The organism is Mycobacterium sp. (genome assembly GCF_032162105.1).
Taxonomy (GTDB): domain Bacteria; phylum Actinomycetota; class Actinomycetes; order Mycobacteriales; family Mycobacteriaceae; genus Mycobacterium.
Genome location: NZ_JAVRPS010000009.1, coordinates 1 through 9981, shown reverse-complemented (window position 1 = coordinate 9981; position 9981 = coordinate 1). Strand labels below are relative to the sequence as shown.

Genomic DNA, 9981 nt, shown 5'->3' with positions numbered 1-9981 from the left:
AGGAGGTCGGGTCGCCGCTGCTGACCGCGCACACCGTCAAGTTCTTCGCCGACGGGGTGATCGAGAACGAGACCGGCGCACTCCTTGCGCCGTACTGCGGTGGGCTGCACGGTCACGGCATGCAGGTGTGGGAGGGGCAGAGCCTGGCCGAGGCCGCCCGGCGCGTCGACGAGTTGGGCCTGCAGATCCACATCCACGCCATCGGCGACGCCGCCGTGCGTCAGGCGCTCGACGCGATCGCCTACGCCGTCGAGTGCAACGGTCCGCGGGATCGCCGGCCGGTGATCGCGCACGTGCAGCTGGTCGACGACGCCGACCTGAACCGGTTCGCCGAGCTGGGCGTGATCGCCAACATGCAGCCGCTGTGGGCGCAGCTGGACGCGCTGATGACCGTGCTCACCGTGCCCCGGCTTGGCGCCGAACGGTCCGACAAGCAATACAAGATGCGCACCATCGACGACTCCGGCGCCCGGCTCGCGTTCGGGTCGGACTGGCCGGTGTCATCCGGGGCGCCGTTCGACGGCATCGCCATCGCGGTGTCCCGCCGCACCCCGGAGGGCGAACCCGAGGGCGGGTGGACGCCAGAGGAGATCCTCACCATCGAACGGGCACTCACGGCCTACACCTCGGCGGTGGCCGAACAGGCATTCGCCGGACAAGCGGATGCTCCGTGGGGCACGATCGGCGTCGGCGCCAGCGCCGATCTGGTGTGGCTCGATCGCGATCCACGCACCACGTCGGCGCTCGACGTTCCCGGAATCGCGGTACGCGGGACCTTCCTGCAGGGCAGGCAAGGTCATCCCGCGGCCTGAGAGGAGTGGTCATGTCCACCGCACCCGCTGAGCCATCCCCAACCGTCGCCGGAACGGCCGCGGGCGAGGGCCACCTCAAACGCGCCCTCGGCGTGCCGTCCCTGGTGTTGTTCGGGATGGTCTACATGGTGCCGCTCACGGTGTTCACCACCTACGGCATCGTCACCCAGCTGACCGGCGGCAGGCTGTCCGTCGCCTATCTGGTCACGCTGGCCGCGATGGTGTTCACCGCAAGGTCCTACGCGCGGATGTCGGCCGCCTATCCGGTCGCAGGCTCCGCCTACGCGTACACGCAGAAATCGTTCGGGGCGCCGGTGGGCTTCCTGGCCGGCTGGTCGCTGCTGCTGGACTATCTGTTCCTGCCGATGCTGAATTACCTGGTCATCGGCATCTACATGAGCGCGGCGATCCCGTCCGTACCCCCGTGGGTGTGGATCCTGATCGCAATCGTCGTGGTGACGATCCTCAACATCGTCGGCATCGTGTCCGTGGCGCGAGCCAACTTCCTGCTGCTGGCGCTGCAGATCGTGTTCATCGTCGTCCTCGTGGTGATGGCCTTCGTCACGATCTCCGGATTCGGCACCGTCAACCTGATGGCGCCGTTCACCGGTGACGGAACGGTCAGCGGCGCGAGCCCGATCTTCGCGGGCGCAGCCATTCTCTGCCTGTCCTTCCTCGGATTCGACGCGGTCTCGACACTGTCGGAGGAGGCGAAGGACCCCACCCGCAGCGTGCCCAAGGCGATCATGATCGCCACCGTGGTGTGCGGGCTCATCTTCTTCGGGCTGTCGTACGTCTCCCAGTTGGTGTTCCCTTCCAACCAGTTCGCCGACGTGGATGCGGGTTCGACGGACGTCATGCTGGCGGCGGGCGGGCAGTTCCTCAACGTGTTCTTCACCGCCGCGTACGTCGCAGGCTGCATCGGATCCGCGCTCACCTCGCAGGCTTCGGTTGCTCGGATCCTCTATGCGATGGGGCGCGACGGCATCCTTCCGCGGAAGGTGTTCGGCCACGTCTCGCTGCGCTTCGCCACGCCGACGTTCGCCATCCTGGTGGTGTCGGTGATCTCGCTCGCTGCGCTCTGGATCGAACTGGGATTCCTCGCCTCGATCGTGAGTTTCGGTGCGCTGGTTGCCTTCTCGGCCGTGAACCTCACCGTCATCAAGCACTACTTCATCGACAAGGGCGAGAAGAACGTGCTCAACAACGTCATCCTGCCGCTGATCGGCTTCGCGTTGACCGTGTGGTTGTGGTTCAACCTGTCCTGGCTGACGTTGGAGGTCGGATTGATCTGGCTGGCAATCGGTCTCGCGTGGCTGCTCTTCATGACCCGGGCATTCCAGCGACCCACCCCGGTGCTGGACATCGAGGAGTAGCGGTCAGGCCGGCGGCCACGACCGCGCGGCGGCGACGAGTCCTCGGACGAGCCGTGAGGTCGCAGGCGTCAAGCCGTCGTCGCCGACCATGCCGCTGCGCGGGCTGATTCCCCGCACCCGTGGCGAGAGTTCGATCTGTGCGCCACCGCCACGCGGGCGGTTCACGGGGTTGTCCGGGTGCATCCCACGCAGTTCACGCGGGATCTGCTCGAGGTCGGTGACGAGTTGGTATCCGGGGATGACGACGTGGCGCGCGAGGTGCGCGGCCAGGCCGCGGTTGCGCCCTCCGACGAGCAACTGGGTGCTCCGATTCATGCGTCCGTAGCCGTGCAGCGACACCACGACGTCGACGTGGTCGAGAAACTCGGCGAGCAATGGCGATTCTTCGGCGCGAAAGGCGTTGGATGCCAAGTGGTTCGGGTAGTCACGTGGGTGGCGCACGACGTAGACCGAGGCGTCGGCCTCGGCAGCCGACCGATCGGCGATGACATCGGTCATCTTCTCCAGCCCGCCGCCATGGATCGCGAGGAACCCGAACGTCGACCGCAACACACTTGATTCCGTGACGTCGGGATCGGCGAGCAGCTCGGAAAGTGATTGTGGTGCTGACGGATCCGGATCGCCCAGCTGGCGTGGCCAATGCACCGGATCCCAGCGGTTGAGGAACTCGACCCAACGACTCGGGAGCCCGTGGTGTCCCGCCGCGTCGATAATCCGCTCCAGATAACCTTCCCGCGCGGCGCCCGGCTCGACGCGGTGATCGACGTAGACCCAGGCCTCGGTGGGCCCGTCATCGGTGTTCACGACCGCCAGGTCGCGGCGGTACCGCACGGGAACGCCCTCGGCGCGATCCAACGTCGCGAGGTCCTCGTCGCTGATCTGCCACACCACGCCGTGCACCTGGGAGCCGTCGAACGGCTCGACGGTGGCCACCCCGCGCTCGTTGATCAGCCAGTCGTGGTCGGCGAGCGTGGCGGGCCGGGGATCGGTGGCACCGGGGCAGCGCCGCGCCATCTGCGCCACGCTCAGGTTGGAGCCGTAGGCGAAGTAGGTGTGTGTTCGGAGCCGCCCCGGCGGCGACATGCGACCCGGCATTCAGCCCGTCACGGTCAGATAGATGAGCACCACATTGAGCACAATAATGATTCCCGCGACCGCCCACCCGAGCGCGGTGGTGATGCGGTGGTTCACGTCGTTGCCCATCAGGGATCGGTTGGAGGTCAGCCGCACCAGTGGAACCAGCGCGAACGGGATGCCGAAGGACAGCACCACCTGCGACAGCACCAGCGCCCGGCTGGGGTCGACGCCGATCGCGAGAATCACCAGTGCCGGGATCAGCGTCACCAGCCGGCGCAGCAGGAGCGGGTAGGAGCGGCGCAACAGACCCTGCATGATCATCGCCCCGGCGTAGGCGCCCACCGACGTCGACGCCAGGCCCGACGCCAGCAGGCCGATCGCGAAGAACAACGCGACGGTCGGCCCCAGAGCGCCCTGCACGGCGGCGTAGGCACCCTCGATGGAGTCGGTGTCGTCGATTCCCTGCAGGTTGGTGGCGGCCACCAGCAGCATGGCCAGATTCACCGCACCGGCGACGAGCATCGCGATTCCGACGTCGTAGCGGGTGATGCGCAACATCCGCCGCCGCGGGGCGCCGGCCTCGGGTTGGCCGTGCCGGTCGCGGGCCAGACCGGAGTGCAGGTAGACGGCGTGCGGCATGACCGTCGCGCCGAGCATCGCGGTGGCGAGCAGGATGCTCTCGGGGCCGTCGAAGCGCGGCACCAGCCCGCTCGCCACGTCGGCGACCGACGGCGGCTCGACCACCAGGCTGGTCAGGAATCCGATCGCAATGACCAGCAGCAGTCCGGTGATCACCCGTTCGAAGACCCGTTGACCACGCCGGTTCTGCACCGCCAGCAGCAGCAGCGAGACCGCACCGGTGATGACGCCACCCACCAGCAGCGGCAGATCGAACAGCAGGTACAGGGCGATGGCGCCGCCGACGACTTCGGCGAGATCCGTTGCCATGGCGACTAATTCGGCCTGCAGCCAGTACGCGATCCGGGTGGGGGTGCGGGTGTGGTCGGCCACCGATTCGGGCAGGGTGCGTCCGGTGACCAGCCCAAGTTTGGCGGACAGGTACTGCACCAGGCCCGCCATCACGTTGGCCGCCAGGATCACCCAGACGAGGAGGAAGCCGTACTGGGCTCCGGCGCTGACGTTGGCCGCGACGTTGCCGGGGTCGACGTAGGCGATGGCGGCGACGAATGCCGGTCCGAGCAGCAGCCAGGGGGCGCTCGGGGGCGCCTTGGTTTCTGTAGACAACGACCCCACTCTCTATCCGGTAGTACGAATAGAAAAGTTAGGTTATCCGAAATCTGGCCCGATCGGCAACGGCAACGGCTACCAGCCGAGGTCGAGGACGAAACCGCCGCCGAAGGGCCAGCCGTACCACGGGCCGTTGTTCATCGCGGGCGGCGAGGTGATGATCTGGGCATGGCCAGGGGTCTGGCACTGCGTCGTCATCGGGCCGGTGTTGACACAGTTCGGCGCCGCCGTCGCGGCTGGCGCCATCGCTACCGCCGCGGTGACGCCCGCGACGGCCAAAACCATTGGTAGCACTCGCATCATCGGCCTCCTTGGGCCTGGAAACTGCTAGCGGTGGCCGCCGCCCCCACCGCCGTGGGGACCTACGTTGCCTCCGCCGAGGAAGATCCCCGGACCGTAGAACTCGTCATCAAAGGGGTAGACGGGCTCAGGCGCGGAGGCGTCGATCTGGACGTTGCCCGGGGTGGCGCACTCGGTGACCTGGGTGCCGGTGGTTTCGCTGCCGCCGGTGCTCTCGCATGTGGGCAGATTGGACACCTCGTCGCTGGGATCGGCTGATGCGACCGGAGCGAGCAGGAACGCTGCCGCCGCGCCGGCCGATGCGATCAGTGGGATGAAACTCCGTGTCGTCGTCCGCATCGGCAGCGTCCTCGTTTAGTTGGTCTAGCTGCGAAGTTCACAGTCAATTTGCAGAGTACAACCGTTTCCCGGTGATGAGTGGCAAGTCGAGCGTCGTCACGATCCCGGCAGGCGCCGCGACGACCGCGGGGATGGCGTTGACGATGCGCGCGGCCGTCGCGACCAGACCCGCGTGGTTGTGGTCGCCCTTGCTGCTGCTCAGACAGAGGTCGAGTGCGTAGTTGGGTTCGCCGGTCACCTCGATCCGGTACGAGCCGCCCTGCTGGGCCTGTTGCGGCCAGTCCGGGCACAGGTCGTCGCGCAGGCGGGTGACGTGCTCGAGCACGACGACGGGCTTGCCGTCGACGACGCCCTGCACCTCGAAGCGCATGGCCGCCGTCGTGCCCTTCGGGATGTGGCCGGACGCGATGTCGAAGTCCTCCGGCGCGGGCACCCGGACGTACTCCTCGACGACCTTGTCCAGCGTCAGGCCGAGACCGTCGGCGAGCTGTCGGATCACCGACCCCCAGGCCATGCTGAGCACACCGGGCTGCAACAGCATCGGGACGTCGTCGAGCGACTTGCCGAAGCCCATCACGTCGAACATCACCGTCGCGCTGTCGTAGGTGTCGTAGTTGATGATCTCCATGCAGCGGATCTGCTCGATGCTCTGGCAGGTGCCCGCCAGCGCAAGGGGCAACAGGTCGTTGGCGAACCCCGGGTCGATGCCGTTGACGAACAGGCTGGCCTGGCCCGCCTCGGCGGCCGCCTGAAGCGGCGAGATGAGCTCCTCGGGGATCACCTGCCACGGGTACTGCAGGAACACCGGCCCGCTGCCGACGACGTTCACCCCTGCGGCCAGGATGCGCCGGTAGTCCTCTAGCGCCTCCATCAGCCGGTTGTCGGCCATCGCGGTGTACACCGCGCACTCGGGCTCGGTCGCCAGCACGGCGTCGAGGTCGTTGGTGGCCTTGATGCCGGTCGGGGTGTCGAGTCCCGCGAGTTCGGCCGCGTCCTTGCCGACCTTGGCCTCCGACGACACCCACACGCCGGTCAGCTCGAACTCGGGATTGGTGATCAGTTCGGTCAACGCGTGGCCGCCGACGTTGCCGGTGCCTACCTGTGCGACGCGAATTGGCATGCTGAGTTCCTCACAGATCGGGGATGGGGAGATCGAGGTTCGGGAAGGTGAGGCCGCCGTCGACCTCGAGGGTCTTGCCGGTCAGGAAACTGCCTGCCGGCGACGCGAGATAGACGGCGGCCGCGGCGATGTCGAGCGGATCGCCCAGCCGGCGCAAGGGGGTCGCCTTCTCCATCGGGTCGCGCAGTGCGTCGTTGGACGCCACGATCTCGAGCGCGGAGGTGAGGATCGACCCCGGCGCGATGGCGTTGACCCGAATCCGCGGGGCCAGGTCCAGCGCGGCCAATCGGGTGTACTGGGCGAGTGCGGCCTTGGCGGTGCCGTACGCGGCGAATCCGCGCGCGGAGAGCCGGGCCATCGTCGAGGTGATGTTGATGATGCTGCCGCCGCCCGAGTGCTCCAGCATCAGCGGAACGGCCGCGGCGGTGAGCGCATGGGCGGTCGTCACGTTGAACGTGAACGCGTCGCGCAGATCCTTGGTCGAGGTGTTCAGCAACGGTGCCGGCATGGTGCCGCCGACGTTGTTGACGACGATGTCTAGTTTGCCGAACGCCTCGATCGCCTCGGCCGCCAGCTTCGCGGTCTCCTCGGGGTGGGCGAGGTCGGCGACCACGACGTGGGCGCGCCTGCCGGTGGCCCGGATCTGTTCGGCCATCTCGTCGAGTTGTGACTGCGTGCGGGACGCGATGACCACGTCCGCACCGGCTTCCGCAAAGGCCAGTGCCATCGCGGCACCGAGTCCTCGGCCTGCGCCGGTGACGACGGCTACCCGATCGTCGAGCCGGAATCTGTCAAGAATCATGTTCGCCTCTCTTCCCCGCCGGGCGTCACGGTAGCAAGGCGTTCAAGTTCCGGTGAGCGATTTCTGGAACACGTTCTAGTTCTGCGCGAGTTCCGTGCGAGAGCGGTGAGTGGGGACGTAGGTCCAGAAGGCGTCAACGAATGATGACGCGTTCTGGACCCGACACCGATGGCAGAGCGTTCAACCTCGCGGTCGCCGAACCCTGGTTCCGCGATGGTTTGAGGCGCACAATCGAGGTGTCCACCTGAACCTGGGAGCCGCGATGAGCGAGCAACTGTACGACTTCTTTGGCGGCGTCTTCCAGCGCTACTTCAAACCCGCGATCGCGGCATATCCACGGATGGGTGGCGCACTCGTCGGACGGTTGTTCGCACTCTCCGACGACGTCCCGGATCGATTGGCACAGACCCGACGGGCCGCGGTGGCGTGGGGCGAAACCGAAACCGGGAACGCCGAGATCACCTCGGAACTGTTCGTGATCACCCAACACGGCTTGATGTACGGCGCCGGGTTCTGCGAGTCGTCGCAGCGGGCGCTGTACTACCTGGCCACGCCATCCGTACTGTTCGATCCGTTCGTCGATCAGGTTGAAGCGACCGGACCGCATGATGGCGCGGTCGTCGGGGTGGACGGACGGTTCGGCCGCGAGCTCGCATGCGCTCATCCGATGGATGCCGCACTGCGACACATCCTCGACGAGCACCTGGCGCTACGCGTGGATCTGCCGGCCTAGCTACTTCTTTGCGGCTGCCTTCTTGGCGGGAGCCTTCTTCGCCGCGGCCTTCTTCGCGGGCGCCTTCTTGGCCGCAGCTTTCTTCGCCGGGGCCTTGCGCGCCTTCACGCTGGCCTCCAACTTGGCCAGCAGGTCCGAGACGTCATCGGTCTCGTCGAGTTCGGTCGGCTGCTCCTCGACGGTGAACGCCTCTCCGCCTTCGAGTTTGGCTTGAACCAGTTCGTGCAGCTGTTCCTGGTAGTCGTCGCGGAACTGGTCGGGGTGGAAGTCGTCGGTCATCGACTCGACCACCGAGCCGGCCATCTTCAACTCCGCGGGCTTGATCTCGACCTCTTTGTCGAGTATCGGGAAGTCGGGGTCGCGAATCTCGTCGGGCCACAACAGTGTGTGAATCACCATCACGTCGCGCTTGCTGAAGTCCTTGACCCGTAATGCCGCCAGCCGCGTCTTGTTGCGCAGGGCGAAGTGCACGATCGCCACCCGGTCGGTCTCGGCCAGCGTCTTGGCCAACAGCACGTAGGACTTCGACGATTTCGAGTCCGGCTCCAGGAAGTAACTCTTGTCGTACATCAACGGGTCGAGTTGGTCGGCGGGCACGAACTCGACGACCTCGATCTCACGGCTGCGCTCCTCGGGCAGGGTGGCGATGTCCTCGTCGGTGATCACCACCGTCTGGCCATCGTCGGAGTCGTACGCGCGAGCGATGTCGCGGAACTCGACGACCTCGCCGCACACCTCGCAAACCCGCTTGTAGCGGATGCGCCCGTTGTCCTTCGCGTGCACCTGGTGGAACTTGATGTCGTGGTCTTCGGTCGCGCTGTAGACCTTGACCGGCACGTTCACCAGGCCGAAGGCGATGGAACCCTTCCAGATCGAACGCATAGCCCAGTATGGACCACGGCGTCAGCCCCGTTGGAGAGCGGCGCGATCGGGCAAGTCGGCCCCGGCCTTGGCGACGGTCAACGCCGAGCACAGCGACGCCGCCCGAACTACGCCGTCGAGGGTGTCGGTGTCGATGCGCGCCAGGTCGGCCCGCCGCGATGCACCCAGCAGGTCCAGCGACCAGAGCGCGTCGATGAGGCCAGTCATGAAGGAATCACCGGCGCCGACGGTATCGACCACCTGGACCGGCCGTGCCGCCACCCGCACGGTGCCCGCCGCGCACACCGCGAAGGCGCCGCGCTCGCCCATGGTCACCGCGACGATCGACGGCCCCGATGCCAGCCAGGTCTCGGCAGTCCGCTCGGGATCCGAGTCAGGGGAGATCCAGCGCAGGTCCTCGTCGCTGGCCTTGACGACATCGGCGCGTTCGACCAGACGGTCGATCCGTCCGATCGCCAGTTCGCGGTCGGTGATCAGGTCTGGGCGGACGTTCGGGTCGTAGGTGATGGTGGCCGACGGCTGATACGCGTCGAGCAGTGCCGCCGTCGCCAGGCAGCCCGGATCCAGGAACCCGGCGATCGACCCGGTGTGCGCGACGATCGGCGGCGCCACCTCCGGTGTGCCCGCCAACTCCCATTCGAGATCGAAGACGTAGTCGGCCGCACCGGTCTCGTCGAGCCTGGCCAGCGCCGTCGGCGTGCGAGCGGCGGTAGTACTGCCGGGGACGAGCCGGACCCCGGAGGCTTCGACGTAGTCGACGATGCGACGGCCACGCTCGTCGTCGCCGATGTGGGTGAGGAAGTCGACGTCGCGGCCGAGCCTGCCGAGGCCGACCGCCACGTTCAGTGGGCTGCCGCCGACGTGCTCGCCAAGCGCCTGGCCGTCGCGCTGCACGATGTCGATCAACGCCTCGCCGATCACCAGTGCCCGTCCGCTCATTGCACCAGGCTCTCGAGAGTGGCGCGGGCACCCTTTCGGTGCAGGGAATCCAGCGCCCACAGATACGCGTCGACGAACCGCGACTCCTTCGCGAGATCACCGAACACCGCGGTGTTCTCGATGAACGCCGTCGGGTGCTCGCGCTGTGAGCGGGCCAGCGGGACCAGGGAATCGGCGAGCTGATCCTGCACGTCGATCGGTTCGCCCTGCTCGTCGACGCCCTCGGCGTAGCGGGCCCAGCTGGCCACGGTCGCCGCGGACAGCCGGATCGGGGCGCCGCTCCGCAGGTTCTCCCGGATCACGGGCAGCAGCCACTTCGGGATGCGGTCCGACGAGCCGAAGCACAACCGGAC

12 protein-coding genes are annotated in these 9981 nt (G+C 67.2%); 3 read left to right on the top strand and 9 right to left on the bottom strand.

Annotated features, from left to right (window positions below):
- The coding region (locus QOC69_RS00375) for an amidohydrolase (RefSeq protein WP_526435226.1) at window positions 1-812 on the top strand (812 nt) is incomplete at its 5' end.
- An 11-nt stretch (window positions 813-823) separates the two neighbouring features.
- Window positions 824-2188 (top strand): amino acid permease, encoded by a 1365-nt coding sequence (locus QOC69_RS00370; protein WP_526435224.1) that lies wholly within the window; start codon window positions 824-826, stop codon window positions 2186-2188.
- Window positions 2189-2191: 3 nt separating this feature from the next.
- Here the strand turns inward: QOC69_RS00370 and QOC69_RS00365 are convergent, their stop codons facing one another.
- The 6 genes from QOC69_RS00365 to QOC69_RS00340 form a co-directional block, all read right to left on the bottom strand.
- A complete protein-coding gene (locus QOC69_RS00365; protein WP_526435228.1) occupies window positions 2192-3271 on the bottom strand; it encodes a poly-gamma-glutamate hydrolase family protein in 1080 nt (359 codons plus the stop codon).
- A gap of 12 nt (window positions 3272-3283) precedes the next feature.
- Window positions 3284-4510, bottom strand: a complete 1227-nt coding sequence (locus tag QOC69_RS00360) for an Nramp family divalent metal transporter (RefSeq protein WP_526435222.1) — start codon at window positions 4508-4510, stop codon at window positions 3284-3286.
- A gap of 78 nt (window positions 4511-4588) precedes the next feature.
- Window positions 4589-4813 carry a hypothetical protein gene (locus tag QOC69_RS00355; RefSeq protein ID WP_526435220.1) on the bottom strand — a complete coding sequence of 75 codons (225 nt, stop codon included), beginning with the start codon at window positions 4811-4813 and terminating at the stop codon, window positions 4589-4591.
- A gap of 27 nt (window positions 4814-4840) precedes the next feature.
- Window positions 4841-5152, bottom strand: a complete 312-nt coding sequence (locus QOC69_RS00350) for a hypothetical protein (RefSeq protein WP_526435218.1) — start codon at window positions 5150-5152, stop codon at window positions 4841-4843.
- A 43-nt stretch (window positions 5153-5195) separates the two neighbouring features.
- Window positions 5196-6272 carry an NAD(P)H-dependent amine dehydrogenase family protein gene (locus QOC69_RS00345; RefSeq protein ID WP_526435216.1) on the bottom strand — a complete coding sequence of 359 codons (1077 nt, stop codon included), beginning with the start codon at window positions 6270-6272 and terminating at the stop codon, window positions 5196-5198.
- A gap of 10 nt (window positions 6273-6282) precedes the next feature.
- Entirely contained in the window at window positions 6283-7074 is a 792-nt protein-coding gene (locus QOC69_RS00340; RefSeq protein ID WP_526435214.1) for an SDR family oxidoreductase, read from the bottom strand.
- 262 nt (window positions 7075-7336) lie between these two features.
- On the opposite strand from QOC69_RS00340, the gene QOC69_RS00335 reads away from it, so the two are divergent.
- Window positions 7337-7807, top strand: a complete 471-nt coding sequence (locus QOC69_RS00335; RefSeq protein WP_526435212.1) for a glucose-6-phosphate dehydrogenase — start codon at window positions 7337-7339, stop codon at window positions 7805-7807.
- On the opposite strand, the gene ku is transcribed toward QOC69_RS00335, so the two are convergent.
- The 3 genes from ku to QOC69_RS00320 form a co-directional block, all read right to left on the bottom strand.
- A complete protein-coding gene (ku, locus tag QOC69_RS00330) occupies window positions 7808-8689 on the bottom strand; it encodes a non-homologous end joining protein Ku (RefSeq protein ID WP_526435210.1) in 882 nt (293 codons plus the stop codon).
- 21 nt (window positions 8690-8710) lie between these two features.
- Window positions 8711-9628: a carbohydrate kinase family protein gene (locus QOC69_RS00325; RefSeq protein ID WP_526435208.1), complete on the bottom strand. Its 918-nt coding sequence runs from the start codon at window positions 9626-9628 to the stop codon at window positions 8711-8713.
- Window positions 9625-9981 (bottom strand): mannitol dehydrogenase family protein (locus tag QOC69_RS00320; protein WP_526435206.1); only part of this gene is annotated, 357 nt, incomplete at its 5' end. The genes QOC69_RS00325 and QOC69_RS00320, both read right to left, overlap by 4 nt.

What these genes read in the sequence shown, in the direction of transcription:
- QOC69_RS00370 (WP_526435224.1), top strand. Translation starts at nt 824, where the DNA reads ATGTCCACCGCACCCGCTGAGCCATCCCCAACCGTCGCCGGAACGGCC.
- QOC69_RS00365 (WP_526435228.1), bottom strand. Translation starts at nt 3,271, where the DNA reads ATGTCGCCGCCGGGGCGGCTCCGAACACACACCTACTTCGCCTACGGC.
- QOC69_RS00355 (WP_526435220.1), bottom strand. Translation starts at nt 4,813, where the DNA reads ATGCGAGTGCTACCAATGGTTTTGGCCGTCGCGGGCGTCACCGCGGCG.
- QOC69_RS00350 (WP_526435218.1), bottom strand. Translation starts at nt 5,152, where the DNA reads ATGCGGACGACGACACGGAGTTTCATCCCACTGATCGCATCGGCCGGC.
- QOC69_RS00345 (WP_526435216.1), bottom strand. Translation starts at nt 6,272, where the DNA reads ATGCCAATTCGCGTCGCACAGGTAGGCACCGGCAACGTCGGCGGCCAC.
- QOC69_RS00340 (WP_526435214.1), bottom strand. Translation starts at nt 7,074, where the DNA reads ATGATTCTTGACAGATTCCGGCTCGACGATCGGGTAGCCGTCGTCACC.
- QOC69_RS00335 (WP_526435212.1), top strand. Translation starts at nt 7,337, where the DNA reads ATGAGCGAGCAACTGTACGACTTCTTTGGCGGCGTCTTCCAGCGCTAC.
- ku (WP_526435210.1), bottom strand. Translation starts at nt 8,689, where the DNA reads ATGCGTTCGATCTGGAAGGGTTCCATCGCCTTCGGCCTGGTGAACGTG.
- QOC69_RS00325 (WP_526435208.1), bottom strand. Translation starts at nt 9,628, where the DNA reads ATGAGCGGACGGGCACTGGTGATCGGCGAGGCGTTGATCGACATCGTG.